Raw genomic sequence first — 19,910 nt, forward strand, 5'->3', positions numbered from 1 at the left:
AGGCGGGTCCGGTTAGACCGGACCGATATAGGCACTCGCCATGGGCGCCGCAAACAGCCGGCCGGACATGCTGATTGGGCCAGGCCTCACGCGCCGGATTTGTGGTTGTTATCGCCGGCCTCGTCGTCGATCGCCATGGTCTGCTGCGCGGCGAGGAAATTGCCGACATGGCTGAGGCCATCGAAATGGTCGCAGAACACCTTGATGACCACCAGCAGCGGCACCGCCATCAGCGCGCCGACGAAACCCCAGAGCCAGGACCAGAAGGCGATGGCGATGAAGATCGCCACCGCGTTTATCTCGAGCCGCCGGCCGACCACCGTCGGGGTCACGAACTGCCCCTCGACGATGTCGCACAACAAAACGAAGGCGGGTGCCAGCAACGCGTAGGGGATCGTATCGAAGCTGATCAGCGCGATGATCGTGACCAGCAGCAAGGTGATCAGCCCGCCGACATAGGGCAGGAAGTTGAGCAGCGCCGCGGCCGCGCCCCAGACCTGCGGGTTCGGCATCCCAAGTCCCCAAAGGCCAAGTCCGATCACCGTGCCGAGGCCGGCGTTGATGGCCGCCACGGTAAGCAGGTAATGGGAAATCTCGTGCTCGACGTCATAGACGATGCGCAGCGCGCGCTTCTTGTCGCTGAGGTGGGCGAAGGACTGGACGATCTTCTCGTAGAACAAGGTGCCGGAGGCGAGCAGGAACAGCGACAGCACGAAGACGAGGGTGATGCTCGTGCCGGCTCCCAGAATGTTGCTGGCCGCCGTCGACAGGATGCCGGACGGCGCCAGCGCGACCTTCTGCACACCCGGTTCCTGCGATGTCTCGGTCAGGGCCTGCAGTTGACGCGAGAGATCCATGACCCTCTCGAGCGGACGCTTGAAAGGCGCCAGCCGCTCGGTGAGTTGCTCGCCGATCGAGTAGCTGTTGTTGATGAGGTCGATGACCGGGCCGCTGAGCAGGTAACCGGCGCTGGCGAAGACGAAGAGGGACAGCAACACCAGCAGTGTCGCGGAGGCCACCTCGGGGATGCCGCGCTTGCGCAGGAAGCGCACGATCGGGGTCAGCGTCAGCGCCAGCAGGAAGGCGAGGATCACCGGCATGAAGAAGGCGCGGGCGAAATAAAGCGCGGCGATCGTTATCAGCACGAAGATGCCGATCAGCAGCAATCGAATCAGGCGCAATTCGGCGCGGGCGCTGGCGCGCTCGTCCGGGCTTTCGGCAACGTTCGAACCCGAAGCGCTCGTTTCGACCTTCATCCGTTCCCTCGCGATCGCCGAGGAAAACGTACGCGCCGCCGCCAAGGTTCCTTAGCCGGCGGTGAGGGCGCATCTTGCTGGGCAGGCGTGCTCAGGCGACGGGCGCCGGCGCGGCCTTCACCGTTTCCTTGCGCACGACCGGCGCCACCTTGGTGCCGTAGAGCTCGATCGCCTTCATGACCTTGGCATGCGGCATGGTGCCGATCGCCATCTGCAACAGGAAGCGGTCGTTGCCGAAGATCTTGTGCTGGGCGACGATCTTTTCCGCCACCTGTTCGGGATCGCCGACGAACAGCGCGCCGTTCGGCCCGCGCGCCTGATCGAAATGCGCCCGCGAGGTCGGCCCCCAGCCGCGCTCACGGCCGATGCGGTTCATCACCTCGGCTTGCGGTGCGTAGAAATCGTCGGCCGCCTTCTCGGTCGTCTCGCCGACGAAGCCATGCACGTTCAAGCTGGTCGCGAGCGAGGCGGGATCGTTGCCGGCGCGCCTTGCCGCCTCGCGATAGATCTCGAACAGCGGCGCGAAGCGGGCCGGCTCGCCGCCGATGATGGCAAGCGCCAGCGGCAGGCCGAGCACGCCGGCGCGGGCGGCGGACTGCGGCGTCCCGCCAATAGCGATCCAGATCGGCAGCTTGTCCCGGAAAGGTCGGGGATAGACGCCGCGGCCGTTGATCGGCGCGCGCAGCTTGCCCTGCCACGTCACCTTCACCTGGTCGCGGATGGCAAGCAGGAGATCGAGCTTCTCGGCGAAGAGCTCGTCATAGTCCTCGAGATTGTAACCGAACAGCGGAAACGATTCGATGAAGGAGCCGCGCCCGGCCATGATCTCGGCGCGGCCCCCGGACAGAAGGTCGAGCGTCGCGAACTGCTGGAAGACCCGCACCGGATCGTCGGAAGAAAGCACCGTGACCGCGCTGGTGAGCTTGATCCGCTTCGTCCGCTCCGCGGCCGCGGCCAGCGCCACGACCGGCGCCGAGGCTGCATAGTCGGGGCGATGGTGTTCGCCGAGGCCGAACACGTCGAGACCGACCTGGTCGGCCAGCTCGACCTCCTCGATCAGGTTGCGCAGCCGTTCGTGCGGGCCGATGGCGCCGGGGCCCGGCTCCGGGCTGACATCCGCGAAAGTGTATAGGCCAAGTTCCATTTTCATGCATCCTGATGCGCCGCTTGGGCGTTGATTGTTGGCGCTAGAGGTAGCGACCGGCCCCCAGAGCCGCCAGAGGCGCGATTTGTGAACAGTGCATCGCGCCGCGACGACGTATCCCGACGGCAACAGCCCAGATTTTCATGGCTGGCATACCGTTTTGGCGCTTGAACTCACCGCTTTCGCGCGTATGTAAGCGTCGCGAATTGACTTCAGGGAAGTGGACTTGGCTATTTACAGGGAAAAAGACATATTCGAGCGGCGCAACGCCGCGAACGAGGCAAAGAAGGCGCTCCTGGAGCGCTTCAAGTCAAAGCCGGCGGCGGACGACCCAGCGGTTCTGGCGCGTCAGGCGGAACGCAAGGCGATCCTCGAGGCCCGTGCTATCCGCGAGGCCGAGAAGGCCCGGTTGAAGCAGGAAAAGCTGGCGCGCGAAGCGGCCGAGAAGGCTGAACGCGAGGCAGTGGCCGAAGCGGCCCGTATTGCTGCCGAAGCGGCAGCGGCTGCCGAGGCCAAGATCCGCGAAGCCGAGGAAACCGAACGCATCGCCCGCCTGCTCGCCGAGGAGGCCGAACGCAAGGCCAAGCGCGATGCGCGCTACGCCGCCCGCAAGGCGCGCGTCGGTCGCACGCCTCCGGGCTTCTCGGCCCGCTAGGTTCGAGTTCGTTTCGAAAATGAGTCAGGGTCGCCAGGAGCGGCCCTGAACGCGTTCGTGCTACATCAGCCGACGAGCTTCAGCCCGACGATGCCGCAGACGATCAGGCCGATGCAGGCAAGCCGCACTGCGGTCGCCGGCTCGCCGAGCAGCCAGATGCCGAGCAAGGCCGTGCCGACAGTGCCGATGCCGGTCCATACCGCATAGGCCGTGCCGACGGGCAATGTCTTCAACGCAAGCCCGAGCAGGCCAAGGCTGACGATCATCGAGACGATCGTGAGCACGGTCGGCAGCGGCTTCGAGAAACCATCGGTATATTTGAGGCCGATCGCCCAGCCGATCTCGAACAGGCCGGCGAAGAAAAGGAAGATCCAGGCATCGCGAACGCTCCATCGATCGAGCATCGAATGCTCGACGTTTGACGTGGCGGGTCGTCCCGGCCGGGTTTCGGGGAAGCGAGGTCGTCCTCGCGGTACCGATATAGTGAGTTCTGTACCCCGATCAACAAAACACCGGCAGCATTCGGCATGCCGCCGGTTCAAATCCGCATCGAGACGGATCGGCCGCGCTGACGGCCTACTTCTCCTTGATGCGCATCGCCTTGACCGGCGGCGCCTTCGGAGCCGGGGCCGCGGCCGGTTTCTTGGCGTCCTTTTTCGGCTTGCGGGGTTCCTTGCCCGCCTTCATCGCACCTTTCGCCATGATTCGCTCCTCCGATTTGTGGGCAGCACAAGTGAAACAAGAGAAGCGCCCGACCGCAAGAGGCCGCTTGCAGCTTCGAAAGCCGGCTTGCGCTATGTCAACCGTTTTCCCTTCATCCCGCGACCTTGGGATCGATCAGGCAACAGAAATGCATAGGGGCATCTGAACCTCGGAGCGGCTGGCGCATTGTCGGTGGAGCTTTGGGCGGCGGCCGCTAAGCTCCCACTTGGAAGAGGATCGGAAGCGCATGGCAGGGCATAGCGGCTCGAAAAGAGTGATCTACGCCGCGCTCGCCGGCAATATTGCGATCGCGCTGACTAAATTCGCCGCAGCATTCTTCACAGGCTCTTCAGCCATGCTGTCGGAGGGGGTGCATTCGCTGGTCGACACGGGCAATGGCGCGCTTCTGCTTTACGGCATGCGCCGTGCCGCGCGCCCGCCCGACCTCACGCATCCGCTCGGACATGGACGCGAACTCTATTTCTGGAGCTTCATTGTCGCCCTGCTGGTGTTCGCGCTTGGCGCCGGCGTTTCCTTCTACGAGGGCGTCATCCACATCATGGCGCCGGAACCGGTCGTCAACGCCAAGGTCAACTACATCGTGCTTGGTCTTTCTTTTCTGTTCGAAGGCAGTTCCTGGCTGGTGGCGCTGAAGGAGTTCCGCCAGCAGAAGGGCAAGCAGGGCTGGTTTCAGGCGGTGCGCCGCAGCAAAGACCCCAGCGTCTACACCGTGCTGTTCGAGGACAGCGCCGCGCTGCTCGGCCTGGTCGTCGCCTTCCTCGGCATCCTGTCTGCCGGGCTCCTGGGTATCCCCGAGCTCGACGGCGCCGGCTCGATCGGCATCGCGATCATCCTGGGCGCGACCGCGATCTTCCTGGCGCGCGAGAGCAAGGGTCTGCTCATCGGTGAGCCTGCTTCGCCCGAGGTGCACCGCAAGGTTCTGGCGATCGCTCAGGAAGACCCGGCCGTGCAGCGGGCGAACGGCATACTGAGCGTCCATATCGGCCCGGAGGAGATCGTCGCAGGCCTAAGCATCGAATTCGAGGATCATCTCACGGCGCCTGAGATCGAAGCCTGCGTTGAACGCCTGGAGGCGCGACTGAAAAGCGACATGCCCGAAATCGCCAGGCTGTTCGTCAAGCCGCAGGCGACTGGCACATGGGAGCGCAGGCGTAAGGCTATCGCCGGGGGCTCCGAAGAAGACTAGATTTGAGAGAAGCAATCTTTTGGGAGCAAGCCGAATGAGAATCGACGGCGGGTGTCATTGCGGCGCCATCACCTACGAAGCGGAGGTCGATCCCGAAAAGACCTCGATCTGCCATTGCACCGATTGCCAGCAACTGACGGGAACGGCCTTTCGCGTGACAGTGGGCGCGCCAGAAGAGGATTACCGGATTACCAAGGGCACGCCGAAGGTCTACATCAAGACCGGATCCAGCCGCGCCAAGCGCGCGCAGGGGTTTTGCGGCGAATGCGGATCGCATCTCTATGCCACGTCGATCGGCGATGGACCGAAAATCTACGGCATTAGGGTGGGCACGGCGCGCCAGCGCGACCAACTGGTGCCGAGAAGGCAGGTCTGGCACCGCTCGGCGTTGCACTGGCTGCCGGAAATCGAAGGCATCACGACCATCGAGGAGCAGTAACGGAGTTACGGCAGCTCAGTCGTCGCCTTCGACGACGCGCAGCCTGAGCTGACCCGTCTTGGAATCGGCCACGCGCGCGCCCGCCTCCACCTTGGCAGGACCGCGTGGCGGTTCGGGTTCGCCCTCGGCGAACTCCAGCGCCTCGATCTTCTGCCCGCGTTTGGTGACCTTCGTCGTCGAGACGAGGATATCGTCGATATCCCTGGCCGCCTGGCCGAAATGCGTCTGCAGCCGGCGCACGCGCTCGTCGACTCGCGCCACGTCCTCCATCAGGCGGATGACCTCGCCCTGGATCAGATGCGCCTGCTCGCGCATGCGCGCGTCCTTCAGGATCGCCTGGATGACCTGGATCGACAGCATCAGCAATGACGGCGAGACGATGACGACGCGGGCGCGGTGCGCCTTCTGCACCACGGGCTCGAAATTCTCGTGAATCTCGGCGAACACCGATTCCGAGGGCACGAACATGAAGGCGGTGTCCTGCGTCTCGCCCTGGATCAGGTATTTTTCCGCGATATCGCGGATATGCACCTCGATGTCGCGCCGGAACGCCTGCGCCGCCGCCTTCTGCAAGTCGGCGGCTTCGGCGGCACGAATGGCATTCCAGGCCTCCAGCGGAAACTTGGCGTCGATGGCGAGCATCGGTGCGCCGTTCGGCATCCGCACCAGGCAGTCGGGCCGGCTGCCGTTGGAAAGGCTCGCCTGGAACTCGTACGCGCCGTGCGGCAGGCCGTCGGCAATGATTGCCTCCATGCGCGACTGGCCGAAGGCGCCGCGAGTCTGCTTGTTGGAGAGGATCGCCTGCAGCTGCACGACCTGTCCGGCTAAAGACTGGATGTTGCCCTGCGCCGTGTCGATCACCGCCAGCCGCTCCTGCAGCTTGGCCAGGCTCTCATGCGTCGACTTGGTCTGCTCGGCCATGGTCTGGCCAAGGCGGCCGGTCATGGCGTCGAGCCGCTGTCCGAGCGATTGGGTGAGCTCGGCCTGCCTGGCGCCGAACACTTCGGCGATCGCGCCCATGCGACCCTGCATCTCGGCCTGCGCCTGAAGAATGTCCGCCATCCTGGCCTCGGTGTCGCGGGCATGGTCGGCCGCTTCGGCCGCCGCTGCCGCGCGCGCCTTTCCCGCGCGCCACAACGCGATGACGAGCGCCAGGAACAGCGCCAGCAGCAGCAGCGCTCCGAAGCCAAGCGCCTCGCCGAGCCTGATTGTGGTGGCGCCGAGCCGCGCGACGGGCTGCGAAAGGATCGAGGTCATGTCGTTCATTTGGGCAGCATAACCGATTCGCTCTGCTGGCACAGATCAAAACGTGAACAAGTCAAAGCCGCCCCGGTTGACGCTTTTCCATCGACGTCTTAGGTGAGACGCCATGTCGATCAAGCCGCTCATCATCCTTCCCGATCCAATCCTGCGCCAGGTTTCCAAACCGGTCGAGCGCGTCGACGGTGACTTGCGCAAGCTCACCGACGACATGCTGGAAACCATGTATGACGCGCCGGGAATCGGGCTGGCGGCGATCCAGGTCGGCGAGCCGCGGCGTTTGCTGGTCATCGACCTCGCCAAGGAAGGCGAGCCGCCGGCGCCGCATGTCTTCATCAATCCGGAAATCCTCGAAAGCTCCGACGAGCGCTCGGTCTATGAGGAAGGCTGCCTGTCGATCCCTGACTACTATGCCGAGGTCGAGCGTCCCGCGGCGGTGCGGGTGAAATATCTCGACCGCGAGGGCAAGCTGCAGGAGATGCAGGCCGAAGGCCTGATGGCGACCTGCCTGCAGCACGAGATCGACCATCTTAACGGCGTGCTGTTCATCGACCACATCTCGAAGCTGAAGCGCGACATGGTGGTCAGGAAATTCAAGAAGCTCGCCAAGGACAAGGCGCCGGGCAAGATGGCGGGCTAGAAGGGCATGCCCCTTCGCGTCATCTTTATGGGCACGCCGGAGTTTTCCGTGCCGACGCTCAGCGCCATCGCCGAGGCCGGCCACGAGATTGCCGCCGTCTATACGCAGCCGCCGCGCGCCGCCGGCCGGCGCGGGTTGGAATTGACGCCCTCGCCCGTGCAGCGCGAGGCGGAACGGCTCGGGCTCGAGGTGAGCACGCCGACATCGCTCAAGGCAGAGACCGAGCAGCAGGCCTTTGCCGGTTTGCGGGCCGATGTCGCCGTGGTCGTCGCCTATGGCCTGCTTCTGCCGAAACCCGTTCTTGAGGCCACCAGGCTCGGTTGCCTCAACGGCCATGCCTCACTTTTGCCGCGTTGGCGCGGTGCTGCTCCCATACAGCGCGCCATCATGGCCGGCGATGTCGAAACCGGCATGATGGTGATGCGCATGGAAGAGGGGCTGGACACCGGCCCGGTGGCATTGGTTGAAAAATGCGCCATTGGTCCCGATATGACCGCCGGGGAATTGCATGACCTCCTCATGGCTCGAGGCGCCTCGCTGATGGTGGATGCGCTCGCACAGTTGGGGATAAATTGTCTGACATTTGCCCCCCAGGCGACAGAGGGCGTGACCTACGCCCGAAAAATCGATAAATCGGAGACACGCGTAGACTGGACGCGGCCTGCCGGCGAAGTCCACAATCACATTCGCGGCCTCTCGCCCTTTCCGGGCGCGTGGTGCGAGGTCGAAATTGGTGGCCGCGTGGAGCGGCTGAAACTGCTTCGCTCGACGCTTTCCAACGGCGTCGGCGAGTCGGGAGGTATTCTCGATGATCGGCTGACGGTCGCCTGCGGGTCAGGCGCGGTGCGGCTGGTCGAAGTTCAACGGGCGGGTGGAAGGCCCGCCGCCGCGCAGGAGTTTTTGCGCGGGGCCAAGATCGAAAAAGGAACGAAACTCCAATGAGCATGATGTCGATACGTGCGGCGACGCCGCGGGATCGCGAGGCGATCCGCCTCGTCGAAGAGCATGCCTTCGGCCAGCAGGCGGAGGCCGGCCTGGTCGATGCGCTGGTCACCGGCGGCGACGCCGTCGTCGAGCTGGTTGCGGAAGAAGATGGCCAGGTCGTCGGCCACATCCTGTTTTCCAGGCTTTTTGTGCAGAACGGCGGCAAGCGCTTCGCGGCCGTGGCGCTGGCGCCGCTGGCCGTCGAGCCGTCCTTCCACGGCACCGGCATCGGCGGCGCGCTGATCCGCGAGGCGCATGTCCGCCTGAAGGAAGCCGGCGAGGCTTTGGCGGTGGTGCTCGGCGATCCGGCCTATTACGGCCGCTTCGGCTACACCCACGCCCGCGCCGAGAAATTCGAGAGCGAATACCAGGGCGAGGCGCTGCAGGCGCTGGCCTGGGGCGACGCGCCCGAGGCCGGCAGACTGCTATACGCTTCGGCCTTCACCGCGCTGGCCGCCTAGGCGAGCGCGAACGCAGAGCTGGCATGCCGCGTTTTCGACTCGATATCGAATATGACGGCAGCCAATTCGCCGGCTGGCAGCATCAGGCGGACCAGCTTTCGGTGCAGCAGGCGATCGAGCAGGCGATCGAAAAGTTCTGCGGCGAAGAGGTGCGAATACGTGCCGCCGGCCGCACCGATGCCGGCGTGCACGCGACCGCCCAGGTGGCCCATGTGGATCTGGCCAGGGACTGGGCGGGCGACAAGGTGCGCGACGCCGTCAACGCCCATCTGCAGGCAGCCGGCGCGCGCATCGCCATCCTCAAGGCTGCCGTCGTCGCCAACGATTTCGATGCGCGGTTTTCGGCCACCGGCCGCCATTATCTCTATCGCATCCTCAACCGCCGCGCCCCGTCGGCGCTTGAAAAGGGCAAGGTCTGGTGGGTACCGAAACGGCTCGATGCCGAGGCCATGCACGAGGCGGCGAAGGTGCTGCTCGGGCGGCACGATTTCACCACCTTCCGCTCCACCCAGTGCCAGGCCGAAAGCCCGGTGCGCACGCTTGACCGTCTCGATGTCACCCGCGCCGGAGATCTCATTGAGGTGCGAACCTCGGCGCGCTCCTTCCTGCACAACCAGGTGCGCTCGATGGTCGGCTCACTGCGCAGGGTGGGCGACGGCTCCTGGAGCGCCGCCGATCTCAAGGCAGCGCTCGAAGCGCGCAACCGGGCAGCCTGCGGACAGGTAGCGCCGCCCGACGGCCTGTTCTTGGTCGGGGTGGATTATCCGGCGACGGCTGACAAACCCGCCGCGGCAGAGGACGCGGAGACCTAGCCCCTCGCGCCGTCCGGAATGTCGATGCCGAGCAGCGCCTGCAGCCCGAACAAGACGAGCAGCGAGGCGACGAACATGCCGACAAACACCGCGGTGCCGGCAGCCGCGCCCTTGCCGATCGTCGCGTTGGTCATGCGCCAGGTCAGCACCATCGACAGCGCGAACAGAAGCAGCGAGACCAGGCCGCTGACCTCGTCGGTCGAGGGCAGGAACAGCCTCAGCAGTGCCGACGGCAGCATCAGCCAGGCGATGATCGCGGAGGCCCAGTTGGAGGCGACGACGTAGTGGACGAAGCGGCCGCCGATGCCGGCGCGCGGCGCGACCAGCGCAAGCGCCACCAGCGGCAGCACCCAGGAACCGATGTCGACGGTTGCCAGCCGGAGCAGCATGCCGAGCCGCCCGGCGAACGCATTCGGATCGCCTATCTCATTGGCGATGCCGACCCAGCCGACGATCAGCGCCGGCGCCGCCACGACGATGGCGAAGAAGGAATTCCAAAAACCGTCCGCAGACAGATCGAGCATGCGCAGGCCGTCGGCCCTGCCGAGCATCAGCCGCCAGGCGCCGGCCAGCGAAGCAAAGGTTTCGTCCGTTGAGAGCATGGTCACGTCAGACCTTGTCCGAACCAGTCCTCGATAAAGCGCTCGTATATCCCTGTCAGCGTCTCGAGATCGGCGACCGCCACGCGCTCGTCGACCATGTGCATGGTCTTGCCGACCAGCCCGAACTCGACCACCGGGCAAAAATCCTTGATGAAACGCGCATCCGAAGTGCCGCCGGAGGTGGAGAGCGAAGGCCTCTTGCCGACCACCGCGGCCACGGAACCGCTCAGCGTGTCGATCAGCTTTTCGTCGCGGGTAAGGAAGACATGGCTCGGCCGGTCTCGCCAGACAACCTCGTAGTCGACGGCGGTCTTCTTGCCCGGCCGATATTTCTTGCGGCCCGCCGCCTGGTCGAGCCGGTTGTGGATCTCGGCCTGGACGGTCTCGGCATCCCAAGTGTCGTTGAAGCGGATGTTGAACGTGGCGGTGGCCTTGGCCGGGATGACATTGGTCGCCGGGTTGCCGACGTCGATCGACGTCACTTCCAGATTGGTCGGCTGGAAATCCTTTGTTCCCCTGTCGAACACCGGATGGAGCAGCGCGTCGACAAGGCTCATAAGCCCGCGCACCGGGTTGTCGGCAAGTTGCGGATAGGCGGCGTGGCCCTGACGGCCATTGACGATGACGCTGCCGGAGAGCGAGCCGCGCCGGCCGATCTTGATCATATCGCCAAGCGCATCCGGATTGGTCGGCTCGCCGACGATCGAGGCGTCCCATTTCTCGCCCTTGGCGGCAGCCCAGTCGAGCAGCTTCACCGTGCCGTTGATGGCCGGCCCTTCCTCGTCGCCGGTGATCAGCAGCGAGACCGAGCCTTTCGGGCCGCCATTGTTCTCGATGTGGCGCGCCACCGCGGCGATGAAGCAGGCGATGCCGCCTTTCATGTCGACGGCGCCGCGGCCATACATCTCGCCATTGGCGATCTCGGCGGCAAAGGGCGGATGCGTCCACGCCGCCTCGTCGCCGACCGGCACCACGTCGGTATGGCCGGCAAACATCAGATGTGGGCCGTTGCCGGAGCGGCGCGCATAGAGATTTTCGATGTTCGGCGTGCCATCTTCCGAGAATATCGGCCGCTCGACGGCGAAGCCGAGTGGCTTCAGCATGTCTTCCAAGGTCTGCAGCGCGCCGCCTTCGGCGGGCGTCACGGAAGGGCAGCGGATCAGGGCGGCAAGGTTCTGGGCAGGGTCGGTCGGCAATTTCATGGGCAAAGCGATAGTCGAAAGCGGCAGGCCTGTCACGGTGGCAGATGTTCGCCGAGCAAGCCGCCGACAATATGGTTGTCGTGTCGTATAGTCGCGCGGGCCAGGACGGGATGATCGCATGGCCAAAGAAGGAAAGACGATCGCGATAGCCGGCGCCGGCAGCATCCGGCTGCTATGTCGGCGGCTGCCTGGCGCTCGCCGGGCGTAAGGTCGTCTTCCTTGGCCGCGGCCGCATTGTGGAGGCGTTGCGCAAGGACGGGCTGCGGATCAGCGATCTTGACGGCCGCGACCGACGCATCGGGCCTGAGACGCTGGCGGTCAGCGACGATCCGGCGCTGGCGCTGCGCAACGCGGATATCGTTCTGGTCACCGTAAAGAGCGGCGCGACCGAGGAGATGGCGGCGCTTGTTGCGGCTCATGCCCGCCCCGATGCCATTGTTATCAGCCTGCAGAATGGCGTCGACAATCCGGACAAACTGTGTGGAGCGCTTCCCGCGCATCGCGTGCTTGCCGGTATGGTTGCGTTCAATGTCTTGCAATCGCCGGATGGCGAGACGCCGTTCAGCGTCCGCCGCGCCAGCGACGGCATCGTCATCATCGAGAATACTGAGCCCGGCCTTTCAGCACTGCTCAATGTCGAAGGACTTGGGGTCGAAACCCATGCCGACATGAGGGCGGTGCAGTGGAGCAAACTGCTGATGAACCTCAACAATGCGCTGGTCGCGCTCTCCGATCTGCCGCTGGCGACCGAATTGGCGGACCGCGGCTGGCGCGTCATTCTGGCGGACCAGATCGACGAGGCGCTGGCCGCAATGAAAGCTTGTCGTATCGAGCCGGCGCGCATCGCTGGGCCGCCCCCATGGCTGCTGCCGAAAGTGCTGCGGCTTCCGGACTGGCTGTTCGGAATCCTGGCCCGGCGGCTGCTGGCGATCGACCCCAAGGCGCGCTCCTCGATGTGGGACGATCTCCATCGTCGTCGGCCGACCGAGGTCGACGAATTGCAGGGAGCGATCCTGCGGCTCGCGCAAAAGACCGGCGTGCCGGCGCCTGTGACGAAGCGCATCATGGCGCTGGTGCGTCAGGCGGAAGCGAACAGGCGCGGTCCGCCCGGATTGACGCCCGACGAGGTCAGCCGCGGTCCTCGATCAGCGTGATGTTTGCGCGACAGGTTCGAGCTCAAATTCTCGGTCTCGTTGACGCCAAGGATGGCGACATCGTCATTGACCGATTACATCACGCGTTATCTCTGTGATTTAGAGCCGGATCAGATTTGAGGTCGAAACGACCTAAAAATCATCCGGCGCTAGCGGTCGGCCGGCGCATTCGTGCGGCTGCCGTAGCGATTGGATCCGGGCTGTCCCGGAAACAGGCAGAGCACCAGGAAGGCAACGATCGACACGACGGGAACGAACAGCACCAGCGCCGCGATGCCCGGCTTGTCGAGGTCGTGCAGCCGCTTCACTGCCAGCACGACGTTCGACCACAACGAGGCGAGGAACGTGAGGAAGAAGACGAACGACCACATGTTGCTCTCGGCCGAACCTTCCGGCACCAGCGTGAAGCGATAAAGCGGAAAGGCCTGGACGATAGCAACCAGCAATCCGCCGAGAAAATAAGCCGCGCGGCTGACGCGGCCCGAGGTTTTGAAGAAGAGCCAGATGAAGTCTGCTTTTTCAGGCAAGCGGGTCCGGTCCGTATTGATTGGCGCCCCTGGTGCCTTCGAGCATGCCCAGTTCGATGAGCAGCCAGATGCCGCCGATGATGGGTATAAGGCCGATCAGTGTCCACCAGCCCGACTTGTTACGGTCGTGCCAGCGTTTGGCATAGAGAGCAATCGCGAAATAGATCGATGCCAGCGCGACGAGGATGCCGAGGATGCCGATCTGGTCGCCGCCGGCGGTGGTGAAACGTGTGCCGAGGATCGAGTCGAGAATGAACGCAATGATGGCGATGACGATGAATATGCCGATGCCGGCCCAGAATTTGGCCCGGTTGATGCGGCCGTCGAAACTCGTCAGCAGATACTTCCAGTCCATGACGCCCCTCCGTTGAACCAGCGCGACGGAATGTCGCGCCGGTGGAGGCTGCGTCTGTTCGCGGGAAAGATCAATCGCGCAGCAATTCGTTGATCGACGTCTTGGAGCGGGTCCTGGCGTCGACGCGTTTGACGATGACGGCGCAGTAGAGGCTCGGCCCCGGCTCGCCATTGGGCAGCGGCTTGCCCGGCAGCGATCCGGCGACGACCACCGAATTTGCCGGCACTTCACCGTAGAAGACCTCGCCGGTCGCGCGGTCGACGATCTTGGTCGACTGGCCGATGAACACGCCCATGCCGAGCACCGAGCCTTCGCGCACGATGCAGCCTTCGACCACCTCGGAGCGCGCGCCGATGAAGCAATTGTCCTCGATGATGGTCGGACCGGCCTGCATCGGCTCCAGCACGCCGCCGATGCCGACGCCGCCGGAGAGATGCACGTTCTTGCCGATCTGGGCGCAAGAGCCGACCGAGGCCCAGGTGTCGACCATGGTTCCTGTATCGACATAGGCGCCGACATTGACGAAGGACGGCATCAGCACCGCGCCCGGGGCGACATAGGCCGAGCGGCGCACGACCGAGGACGGCACGGCGCGGAAGCCGGCCTTCTCGAAATCGACCGCGCCCCAGCCCTCGAACTTCGACGGCACCTTGTCCCACCATACCGAGTGGCCCGGGCCGCCCTTGATGATCTCCATCGGGTTCAGCCGGAAGGAGAGCAGCACCGCCTTCTTCAGCCACTGGTTGACCAGCCACTTGCCGCCGTCCTGCCGCTCGGCGACGCGAACCACGCCGCGGTCGAGCAAGTCGAGCGCCGACTGGATGGCGTCGCGCGTTTCGCCGCGGGTCGCGGTCGAAATCGTATCGCGCTCCTCGAAGGCCTTTTCGATGGTCTTTTCGAGGCTCGCCAGATCGGGCTTCGACATGAATTTTCTCCATTACAAAGCTGTTAAGGCCTGCGCCTTAACCTGTTTTGAAATCGCGCGGACCCTATGTGAAGCCTTAATGGGGGTCAATCGCGACTGCGTCACGGGACGGCGCAAGTAAAGGAATTAGGACGGTGGATTCGATGACACCCATGGAAAAGGCGGGCTGGACGCCGCTGCCCCATTCGGACGAGGATCTCGAGCGGTCGAAAAGCGTGCCGGACACGCCGCAGACGCGGGCCGAAACCTATCGCCTGGCCTGGAACGATCCCGACTTCATGACGCGGCGCGAATTGCGTCCGGTGCGCCTGCAGCTCGAGCTCTTGAAGCCGGAGATGATCCTTGCCGAGCGCGGCATCCGCTCGACCGTCATCCTGTTCGGCGGGGCGCGGCTTCCCGAGCCGGGCGGCGCCGCCTGGGCCGCCAAGAACGAGACGCAGAAGAAGAACCTCGAGCTGAACAGCAAATATTACGAAGAGGCGCGCAAGTTCGCCCGGCTGTGCTCGCAGCAGTCGGCCACGTCCTACTATCGCGAATTCGTCGTCGTCACCGGCGGCGGACCGGGAGTCATGGAGGCGGGCAATCGCGGCGCCGACGATGTTGGCGCGCCGTCGATCGGCTTGAACATCGTGCTGCCGCACGAGCAGGCGCCGAACGCCTATGTGACGCCCGAGCTCTGCTTCAACTTCCACTATTTCGCAATCCGCAAGATGCATTTCGTCATGCGCGCCAAGGCGGTCGCCGTGTTTCCGGGCGGCTTCGGCACGATGGACGAATTCTTCGAGACGCTGACGCTGATCCAGACCGGGCGCATGGAGCGCGTGCCGGTGATCCTGTTCGGCAAGGCGTTCTGGCAACGGGCGATCGACCTCGACTTCCTTGCCGAGCAAGGCACGATCTCGCCCGGCGACCAGGACATCATCGATTTCGTCGACACCGCCGACGAAGCCTGGGACATCGTTCGCCGCTTCTACAGCCTCTGAGTGCGCGCTCGTCGTTACCGCAATGACCAGCGAGTTCTGACGGCGGCGCCGGCAATCTGGAGTTGGTTCAGCCCGGGACCTCGACGATTGCCGTCAGGAAGCCGGCGAGGTCGTCGGTGACGAAATCCACGTCGTCCTCATTCGCCGGGTCGCGCTCCCAGATCTCGGAGAAAGTCGGCTCGAAATTGCGCGGCACGACCAGCACCGTCGTCATGCCGAGCGATTTCGGCACAGAGAGGTTGCGCGCCAGGTCCTCGAACATCACCGCGTTGTGGCCGGTCACGGAATGCAGCTCGGCGAACCGCTCATAGGTCTGGCGGGCCGGCTTGGGGTTGAGACCCGCCGCGACGATGTCGAAGATGTCGTCGAAATGATCCAATACGCCGAGCTGGCGCGCGGCGCGCTCGGCATGCTTGCGGTCCCCATTGGTGAAAATGAACTTGCGGCCCGGCAATTGGCGGATCGCGGCACCGAGCACCGGATCGGGCACCAGCCAGGAATAGTCGATGTCGTGCACCTTCTCGAGGAAGTCGTCGGGGTCGATGCCGTGGCGCGCCATCAGCCCGTTCAGCGTCGTGCCGTACTCCAGGTAGAGCTCTTTCTGCAGCTTGCGCGCCTCCTCGCGCGAGAGCGTCAGCAGCTCGCCGACATAGGCAGTCATCTTCACGTCGATCTGCGCGAACAGGTTCGAGTGATGCGGATAGAGCGTGTTGTCGAGGTCGAATACCCAATCCGTGACATGGGCAAAACGGGCGGGCTCGGGTGTCGTCGTCATGGCCTCCTTATGGCATGCGGACGCGGAGTTTATCCACAACTTCCGCGCGTCTTGCGTCGTGAAAATGGCGCCTCGCTTCAAATTTTAATCGTCCCGGAAAGGTCACCTTCAGCGCTTGCTGGCACAGAGGCAGTCCGTTGGGAGACAGCGATGAGTCGCATAATCTTGAAGTCCGCAGTCGTCGCGTTCGCTTCGGTCGCTGTCTCGCTCTTGTTGACGCTGGTTGTGGTCCCGGCCATGGGCTTTCCGATCAGCCGCACCGTCTGGCTTACGGCCACGGTTTGCCCTTTGATTCTCGCCTGGATTGCCAGCGTCGGCACCTTCTGGCAAAGCGACCGGCTGAAAAATGCGCATCGCGAGCTTGCCCGCGCGCATGCCCAGCTCGCCGCGGCCCACAGACGCCTGTCGGAGAAGGCAAGCCGCGACGACATGACCGGCATGCTCAACCGCGAGACCTTCTTCGCCGCGCTCGACGGTTCCCGGCGCAAGGCCGATCGCGGCGCCCTGCTGATCATCGATGCCGACCACTTCAAGACCATCAACGACAATTACGGTCACCTGACCGGCGACGATGCACTGCTTCTGATCGCCGGCGCCATCGAGCGCGGCGTGCGCAGCGGCGATGTGCTCGGCCGAATCGGCGGCGAGGAGTTCGCCGCCTTCCTGGTTGGCGCCACCGAACCGGAAGCAAGGCGCGTGGCCGAGCGCATCCGTCGCGAGGTCGAACTGATCCGCTTTCGCCCCGTCGACGAGCGGACCGTGCCTTTGACGGTCTCGATCGGCGGCATCACCTGTGGCGAGAGCGCCACCGTGTCGGAGCTGATGCGCGCCGCTGACCGCAGGCTCTACGAGGCCAAGCATCGCGGCCGCAACCTGTCCGTTCTCGATCGCGATCTTTCGGAAGCCGCCTGAGGGCTTGCGGCTCTTCGGCACGACCATGGCGCGGAAGAATCTCGGCCGCGTGCGCATCGCCGACTGGATCGGCAATGGTGGCGATTATCCGACTAATGAGGAGACGGCGGGCGCTCGCCTGCCGGCTGGGCGATCACCTCGGCCAAGTGATCACAGTCTGAACCCCGAAAAGGCAGGCGGCGCCGGAAGTGGAATCGGCGCCGCCCTGGCGCGCCTTTGGGGGTCGGATTTACAGTCCGAAAACGGCGACCCGCACCAGCACGGCCGCGGCGGCAAGTGCCACCAGCAGGATGCCGAGGCCGATGGGCGAGCCCCAGCCATACCATTCCATGGCCAGCTTGGCGTATCTGTACTCCTCCTCATGCGAGAGAGGGGGGCGCTGTTGAATCAAGCTCATTGTTCACTCCCGTCGGCGACTTTGCCCTTGCTTCGCAAAGGGTGGCATCGCATATTGATACGATAGTCTGAATGTTAGACAACTTGATAGTTAGATGATAGAACTAAATTCGTCAAGCATGAATCGTGCTGAGATGACGGCGGCCGTCAGCCGTGCCGTCATGCGCTGGCAGGACGCGACGCAAGCCTATGACGAGGCGGTCGGGGAGCGGCTTGGGCTGATCGCGGCCGAGCGGCATTGTCTGGGCTTGCTCTATGCGGGGCCGCAATCGGCCGGCGCCGTGGCGGCGGCGACGGGGCTGACGCCGGCAGCGGTGACGGCCTTGATCGACCGGCTTGAGGCGCGTGGGCTCGTTACCCGAACCCGCAGCCTGGAAGACAGGCGCAAGGTGGTGATCGAGGCGACCGACCTGACCAGAGAACTTTCGGAGCGCTACTATGGCGCCATCGCGCGCGAGGGCGAGAAAGTGATGGCGGCTTTCAGCGACGCCGAGTTGGCGACCGTGCTGCGCTTCATCGACGCCGCGCTGGAGCTGCAAAGCGAGCAGTTGGCGAGGCTCAAGGCCGAGCCGGCTTCGGCCGGCTGATGCCCGAGGGACCGGACACTGGCGGCTTGCTTCCGCAAACCCAGAGCGGCTCAGTCGCCTTTTAGCCACCGAACCGCTCTGACGGCCGGCTGGGCGAAAGCCGGACCCCGAAGCGCGCCGCACCGAACGATTTCGGGCTCGCGCATTTTGGTTCAATGCCTAGACCGTGGCGGGGTCGAGCGCCGGCTGACCCTTGAACCGCGTGACGATCCCGGCGAGGTCGTCGCCGGCGAATGCATCGCGCAATGCGTCGAAGGACGGCAGCACGAAGTAGGCGCGCTGGAACTTGTCGATCTCGTAGCCGGTGCGCATCACCGTCTCCAGGTCGAACGGCACATGATGGGCGTCCTTGCTTTCGACCGCGAATTGCAGCTCGGTGAAAGACGACATCAGTCCTGCGCCGAAAGCCTTTACCGGCTGGCCGGCTTCCTGGATGAGGCCGTATTCGGCGCTGTACCAGTAGAGCCGGGTGATCATCTCGTCGCCGCCCAGCGCGATCATGTCCTCGGCCTTCTCACCATACATCTGCATGAAATCGGCGAACACCGGCTGCGTCAGGATCGGCACATGCCCGAAGAAGTCATGGAACATGTCCGGCTCGACGATGTAGTCGAGTTCCTGCCTGGTCCGCAGCCAGTTGGTGACCGGGAAACGGCGGTTTGCGAGATGGTCGAAGAAGGGGCCGGCGGGGATCAGCCCGGGCACCGCCACGATTTCCCAGCCCGTGAGCTTGCGCAATTTCTCGCTGATGGCGTCGAAATCCGGAATCTTGTCGAGCAGCCCGAGCGTCGCGACGCCGTCGAGATAGGAACGGTGCGCCAGCCTCTGCGTCAGCTTCGTCTGGCGATCGCAGAGCGTGCGCCACACTGCCTGCTCGTCGGCGGAATAGTCGTAATGCTGGGCCACTGTGAAGTCGGCGCGGCACACCGAATAGTCGCCGCGAAGGCCTTGCGCCGCGCACTCGCGGGCATAGTCGGCAACGCTGATCGTCATTTCTTCCTCCTGAAAAATCGTCGGTTCCCGGATGGTGGCGTCATCGTAGCCGCGGCTCGTGAGGCAAATCAGCCTTCTTTGTAGCCACGCGAGGGATTTTGAGGTAAACTCCGCTCAAATTTAAACGTTTAGGAGGGAAAATGCCTCAGTTGGACGAGTTCGAAATAAGAATGCTGGACACCCTGCAGCGCGACGGGCGCAAGGCCGTGTCGGAACTCGCGCAGGAGATCGGCCTGTCGACCACTCCCTGCGCTCGGCGCTTCGAGGCGCTGCAAGGCGCCGGCATCATCAAGGGCTTTGCCGCCGTGCTCAGCCGACGCGCGCTGGGGCTGACGGTCGAGGTGTTCATCCAGGTCCGCCTGGTGAGCCACAGCGACGGCTCGCCGGAAAGCTTCATCGCCGCCGTGCAGCGCATGGACGAGGTCTCGTCCTGCTGGACGATGACCGGCGACCACGATTTCCTGCTGCATGTGATGGTGCCGTCGGTGGACGATCTCAATGCTTTCGTCATGCACCGACTGATGCGGCTGCCCGGCGTCCGCGACGTCCATACCCAGCTTGTGCTGCAGAACATCAAGGGGCCAGGCCACGTGCCGCTCAGCCATCTGCGGCGGTAATCGTACCCGAAACGGTTCTCCGCAAAGAACGGCCCGACAATGTGGTCGGAGCGAATCTACTTCGGGACGATTTCCCCGATATCAACTGAAATTAAGGTTACACGAACCTTAACAAAAGACGCGCTCGGAAATTTACGCAATGTTTCGTGCGTCGTCTCTTGCGATCTGGAGAAAGTGTGACCATGCATTATTCGGTAACTCACGATTGTTGCATGGAATCCTTAGCGGGTCGCTGTGCCGGTGCAATCGCATGATCCGTTTACCGGCGGTTAGCAACATTAGTGTCTTATAATGAACCAGGCTTGCCTTCGTCCTTCCGTAA

25 protein-coding genes and 1 pseudogene are annotated in these 19,910 nt (G+C 64.1%); 13 read left to right on the top strand and 13 right to left on the bottom strand.

Features of this window, described 5'->3' with window-relative positions; genetic code table 11:
• Positions 1–86: 86 nt before the first annotated feature.
• Positions 87–1,256, bottom strand: coding sequence for an AI-2E family transporter (locus CK222_RS00140; RefSeq protein WP_067003075.1), 1,170 nt, complete (start codon positions 1,254–1,256; stop codon positions 87–89).
• Between the two features lie 91 nt (positions 1,257–1,347).
• A complete protein-coding gene (locus CK222_RS00145) occupies positions 1,348–2,400 on the bottom strand; it encodes an LLM class flavin-dependent oxidoreductase (protein ID WP_095799007.1) in 1,053 nt (350 codons plus the stop codon).
• Between the two features lie 226 nt (positions 2,401–2,626).
• Here CK222_RS00145 and CK222_RS00150 point away from each other — a divergent pair, with 226 nt between their 5' ends.
• The gene (locus tag CK222_RS00150; RefSeq protein WP_095799008.1) at positions 2,627–3,055 is read left to right on the top strand and encodes a DUF6481 family protein; all 429 of its coding nucleotides are present in this window, start codon (positions 2,627–2,629) and stop codon (positions 3,053–3,055) included.
• Between the two features lie 65 nt (positions 3,056–3,120).
• On the opposite strand, the gene sugE is transcribed toward CK222_RS00150, so the two are convergent.
• Both sugE and CK222_RS33330 read right to left on the bottom strand, forming a co-directional pair.
• Complete coding sequence (gene sugE / locus CK222_RS00155; protein ID WP_095799009.1) at positions 3,121–3,459, bottom strand: quaternary ammonium compound efflux SMR transporter SugE; 339 nt, start codon at positions 3,457–3,459, stop codon at positions 3,121–3,123.
• A 172-nt stretch (positions 3,460–3,631) separates the two neighbouring features.
• Positions 3,632–3,757 (bottom strand): hypothetical protein, encoded by a 126-nt coding sequence (locus CK222_RS33330; protein WP_082953831.1) that lies wholly within the window; start codon positions 3,755–3,757, stop codon positions 3,632–3,634.
• Between the two features lie 247 nt (positions 3,758–4,004).
• On the opposite strand from CK222_RS33330, the gene CK222_RS00165 reads away from it, so the two are divergent.
• Positions 4,005–4,964: a cation diffusion facilitator family transporter gene (locus CK222_RS00165; RefSeq protein WP_095799433.1), complete on the top strand. Its 960-nt coding sequence runs from the start codon at positions 4,005–4,007 to the stop codon at positions 4,962–4,964.
• A gap of 34 nt (positions 4,965–4,998) precedes the next feature.
• Positions 4,999–5,403: a GFA family protein gene (locus tag CK222_RS00170; protein ID WP_095799010.1), complete on the top strand. Its 405-nt coding sequence runs from the start codon at positions 4,999–5,001 to the stop codon at positions 5,401–5,403.
• Positions 5,404–5,418: 15 nt separating this feature from the next.
• Here the strand turns inward: CK222_RS00170 and CK222_RS00175 are convergent, their stop codons facing one another.
• Positions 5,419–6,669 (bottom strand): DNA recombination protein RmuC, encoded by a 1,251-nt coding sequence (locus CK222_RS00175; protein WP_095799011.1) that lies wholly within the window; start codon positions 6,667–6,669, stop codon positions 5,419–5,421.
• Between the two features lie 103 nt (positions 6,670–6,772).
• Between CK222_RS00175 and def the strand changes: the two genes are divergently transcribed.
• Genes def through truA form a run of 4 tightly spaced genes read left to right on the top strand, consistent with a single transcriptional unit; the run spans position 6,773 to position 9,560 of the window.
• A complete protein-coding gene (def, locus tag CK222_RS00180; protein WP_067323765.1) occupies positions 6,773–7,303 on the top strand; it encodes a peptide deformylase in 531 nt (176 codons plus the stop codon).
• A gap of 6 nt (positions 7,304–7,309) precedes the next feature.
• Positions 7,310–8,245, top strand: a complete 936-nt coding sequence (fmt, locus tag CK222_RS00185) for a methionyl-tRNA formyltransferase (RefSeq protein ID WP_095799012.1) — start codon at positions 7,310–7,312, stop codon at positions 8,243–8,245.
• Positions 8,242–8,748, top strand: a complete 507-nt coding sequence (locus tag CK222_RS00190; protein ID WP_067323775.1) for an N-acetyltransferase — start codon at positions 8,242–8,244, stop codon at positions 8,746–8,748. The genes fmt and CK222_RS00190 overlap by 4 nt, the downstream gene beginning before the upstream one ends.
• A gap of 23 nt (positions 8,749–8,771) precedes the next feature.
• Entirely contained in the window at positions 8,772–9,560 is a 789-nt protein-coding gene (gene truA / locus CK222_RS00195) for a tRNA pseudouridine(38-40) synthase TruA (protein WP_095799013.1), read from the top strand.
• Here the strand turns inward: truA and CK222_RS00200 are convergent.
• Positions 9,557–10,162, bottom strand: a complete 606-nt coding sequence (locus CK222_RS00200; RefSeq protein ID WP_067323778.1) for a transporter — start codon at positions 10,160–10,162, stop codon at positions 9,557–9,559. The genes truA and CK222_RS00200 overlap by 4 nt on opposite strands.
• A 2-nt stretch (positions 10,163–10,164) precedes the next feature.
• On the bottom strand, positions 10,165–11,364 hold the full coding sequence (gene dapE, locus CK222_RS00205) for a succinyl-diaminopimelate desuccinylase (RefSeq protein ID WP_095799014.1): 1,200 nt from the start codon (positions 11,362–11,364) through the stop codon (positions 10,165–10,167).
• 188 nt (positions 11,365–11,552) lie between these two features.
• On the opposite strand from dapE, the gene CK222_RS00210 reads away from it, so the two are divergent.
• Positions 11,553–12,518, top strand: coding sequence for a 2-dehydropantoate 2-reductase (locus CK222_RS00210; RefSeq protein ID WP_095799015.1), 966 nt, complete (start codon positions 11,553–11,555; stop codon positions 12,516–12,518).
• Between the two features lie 149 nt (positions 12,519–12,667).
• On the opposite strand, the gene CK222_RS00215 is transcribed toward CK222_RS00210, so the two are convergent.
• The 3 genes from CK222_RS00215 to dapD form a co-directional block, all read right to left on the bottom strand.
• Positions 12,668–13,045 (bottom strand): DUF805 domain-containing protein, encoded by a 378-nt coding sequence (locus tag CK222_RS00215; RefSeq protein ID WP_067003040.1) that lies wholly within the window; start codon positions 13,043–13,045, stop codon positions 12,668–12,670.
• Complete coding sequence (locus CK222_RS00220; RefSeq protein WP_067323786.1) at positions 13,038–13,400, bottom strand: DUF805 domain-containing protein; 363 nt, start codon at positions 13,398–13,400, stop codon at positions 13,038–13,040. The genes CK222_RS00215 and CK222_RS00220 overlap by 8 nt, the downstream gene beginning before the upstream one ends.
• Before the next feature lie 70 nt (positions 13,401–13,470).
• Complete coding sequence (gene dapD / locus CK222_RS00225) at positions 13,471–14,325, bottom strand: 2,3,4,5-tetrahydropyridine-2,6-dicarboxylate N-succinyltransferase (protein ID WP_095799016.1); 855 nt, start codon at positions 14,323–14,325, stop codon at positions 13,471–13,473.
• Positions 14,326–14,468: 143 nt separating this feature from the next.
• On the opposite strand from dapD, the gene CK222_RS00230 reads away from it, so the two are divergent.
• Positions 14,469–15,308: an LOG family protein gene (locus CK222_RS00230; RefSeq protein ID WP_082953833.1), complete on the top strand. Its 840-nt coding sequence runs from the start codon at positions 14,469–14,471 to the stop codon at positions 15,306–15,308.
• A gap of 67 nt (positions 15,309–15,375) precedes the next feature.
• Here CK222_RS00230 and CK222_RS00235 read toward each other — a convergent pair whose 3' ends face one another.
• On the bottom strand, positions 15,376–16,083 hold the full coding sequence (locus CK222_RS00235) for a pyrimidine 5'-nucleotidase (RefSeq protein ID WP_067003034.1): 708 nt from the start codon (positions 16,081–16,083) through the stop codon (positions 15,376–15,378).
• Between the two features lie 150 nt (positions 16,084–16,233).
• Here CK222_RS00235 and CK222_RS00240 point away from each other — a divergent pair, with 150 nt between their 5' ends.
• Together CK222_RS00240 and CK222_RS33505 are read left to right on the top strand one after the other, a co-directional pair.
• Positions 16,234–16,995 carry a GGDEF domain-containing protein gene (locus tag CK222_RS00240; protein ID WP_067323795.1) on the top strand — a complete coding sequence of 254 codons (762 nt, stop codon included), beginning with the start codon at positions 16,234–16,236 and terminating at the stop codon, positions 16,993–16,995.
• Positions 16,994–17,156 (top strand): annotated as a pseudogene (locus CK222_RS33505) (GMC family oxidoreductase); the annotation flags it as partial. The gene CK222_RS00240 and the pseudogene CK222_RS33505, both read left to right, overlap by 2 nt.
• A gap of 68 nt (positions 17,157–17,224) precedes the next feature.
• Here CK222_RS33505 and CK222_RS32130 read toward each other — a convergent pair.
• A complete protein-coding gene (locus CK222_RS32130) occupies positions 17,225–17,392 on the bottom strand; it encodes a hypothetical protein (protein WP_164746631.1) in 168 nt (55 codons plus the stop codon).
• Between the two features lie 94 nt (positions 17,393–17,486).
• Between CK222_RS32130 and CK222_RS00250 the strand changes: the two genes are divergently transcribed.
• The gene (locus tag CK222_RS00250; RefSeq protein WP_095799017.1) at positions 17,487–17,978 is read left to right on the top strand and encodes a MarR family transcriptional regulator; all 492 of its coding nucleotides are present in this window, start codon (positions 17,487–17,489) and stop codon (positions 17,976–17,978) included.
• A 159-nt stretch (positions 17,979–18,137) separates the two neighbouring features.
• Here the strand turns inward: CK222_RS00250 and phhA are convergent, their stop codons facing one another.
• A complete protein-coding gene (gene phhA, locus CK222_RS00255) occupies positions 18,138–18,971 on the bottom strand; it encodes a phenylalanine 4-monooxygenase (RefSeq protein WP_095799018.1) in 834 nt (277 codons plus the stop codon).
• A gap of 140 nt (positions 18,972–19,111) precedes the next feature.
• Here phhA and CK222_RS00260 point away from each other — a divergent pair, with 140 nt between their 5' ends.
• Positions 19,112–19,588: an Lrp/AsnC family transcriptional regulator gene (locus CK222_RS00260; protein WP_067003023.1), complete on the top strand. Its 477-nt coding sequence runs from the start codon at positions 19,112–19,114 to the stop codon at positions 19,586–19,588.
• The last annotated feature ends 322 nt before the right edge of the window (positions 19,589–19,910 follow it).

This window comes from Mesorhizobium sp. WSM3866 (genome assembly GCF_002294795.1).
Classification (GTDB): Bacteria; Pseudomonadota; Alphaproteobacteria; order Rhizobiales; family Rhizobiaceae; genus Mesorhizobium.

What these genes read in the sequence shown, in the direction of transcription:
- CK222_RS00260 (WP_067003023.1), top strand. Translation starts at nt 19,112, where the DNA reads ATGCCTCAGTTGGACGAGTTCGAAATAAGAATGCTGGACACCCTGCAG.
- def (WP_067323765.1), top strand. Translation starts at nt 6,773, where the DNA reads ATGTCGATCAAGCCGCTCATCATCCTTCCCGATCCAATCCTGCGCCAG.
- CK222_RS00235 (WP_067003034.1), bottom strand. Translation starts at nt 16,083, where the DNA reads ATGACGACGACACCCGAGCCCGCCCGTTTTGCCCATGTCACGGATTGG.
- CK222_RS00175 (WP_095799011.1), bottom strand. Translation starts at nt 6,669, where the DNA reads ATGAACGACATGACCTCGATCCTTTCGCAGCCCGTCGCGCGGCTCGGC.
- CK222_RS00240 (WP_067323795.1), top strand. Translation starts at nt 16,234, where the DNA reads ATGAGTCGCATAATCTTGAAGTCCGCAGTCGTCGCGTTCGCTTCGGTC.
- CK222_RS00170 (WP_095799010.1), top strand. Translation starts at nt 4,999, where the DNA reads ATGAGAATCGACGGCGGGTGTCATTGCGGCGCCATCACCTACGAAGCG.
- CK222_RS32130 (WP_164746631.1), bottom strand. Translation starts at nt 17,392, where the DNA reads ATGAGCTTGATTCAACAGCGCCCCCCTCTCTCGCATGAGGAGGAGTAC.
- sugE (WP_095799009.1), bottom strand. Translation starts at nt 3,459, where the DNA reads ATGCTCGATCGATGGAGCGTTCGCGATGCCTGGATCTTCCTTTTCTTC.
- dapE (WP_095799014.1), bottom strand. Translation starts at nt 11,364, where the DNA reads ATGAAATTGCCGACCGACCCTGCCCAGAACCTTGCCGCCCTGATCCGC.
- CK222_RS00220 (WP_067323786.1), bottom strand. Translation starts at nt 13,400, where the DNA reads ATGGACTGGAAGTATCTGCTGACGAGTTTCGACGGCCGCATCAACCGG.
- CK222_RS00230 (WP_082953833.1), top strand. Translation starts at nt 14,469, where the DNA reads ATGACACCCATGGAAAAGGCGGGCTGGACGCCGCTGCCCCATTCGGAC.
- CK222_RS00140 (WP_067003075.1), bottom strand. Translation starts at nt 1,256, where the DNA reads ATGAAGGTCGAAACGAGCGCTTCGGGTTCGAACGTTGCCGAAAGCCCG.
- phhA (WP_095799018.1), bottom strand. Translation starts at nt 18,971, where the DNA reads ATGACGATCAGCGTTGCCGACTATGCCCGCGAGTGCGCGGCGCAAGGC.
- CK222_RS00165 (WP_095799433.1), top strand. Translation starts at nt 4,005, where the DNA reads ATGGCAGGGCATAGCGGCTCGAAAAGAGTGATCTACGCCGCGCTCGCC.
- truA (WP_095799013.1), top strand. Translation starts at nt 8,772, where the DNA reads ATGCCGCGTTTTCGACTCGATATCGAATATGACGGCAGCCAATTCGCC.
- CK222_RS00200 (WP_067323778.1), bottom strand. Translation starts at nt 10,162, where the DNA reads ATGCTCTCAACGGACGAAACCTTTGCTTCGCTGGCCGGCGCCTGGCGG.
- dapD (WP_095799016.1), bottom strand. Translation starts at nt 14,325, where the DNA reads ATGTCGAAGCCCGATCTGGCGAGCCTCGAAAAGACCATCGAAAAGGCC.
- fmt (WP_095799012.1), top strand. Translation starts at nt 7,310, where the DNA reads ATGCCCCTTCGCGTCATCTTTATGGGCACGCCGGAGTTTTCCGTGCCG.
- CK222_RS33330 (WP_082953831.1), bottom strand. Translation starts at nt 3,757, where the DNA reads ATGGCGAAAGGTGCGATGAAGGCGGGCAAGGAACCCCGCAAGCCGAAA.
- CK222_RS00250 (WP_095799017.1), top strand. Translation starts at nt 17,487, where the DNA reads ATGATAGAACTAAATTCGTCAAGCATGAATCGTGCTGAGATGACGGCG.
- CK222_RS00145 (WP_095799007.1), bottom strand. Translation starts at nt 2,400, where the DNA reads ATGGAACTTGGCCTATACACTTTCGCGGATGTCAGCCCGGAGCCGGGC.
- CK222_RS00190 (WP_067323775.1), top strand. Translation starts at nt 8,242, where the DNA reads ATGAGCATGATGTCGATACGTGCGGCGACGCCGCGGGATCGCGAGGCG.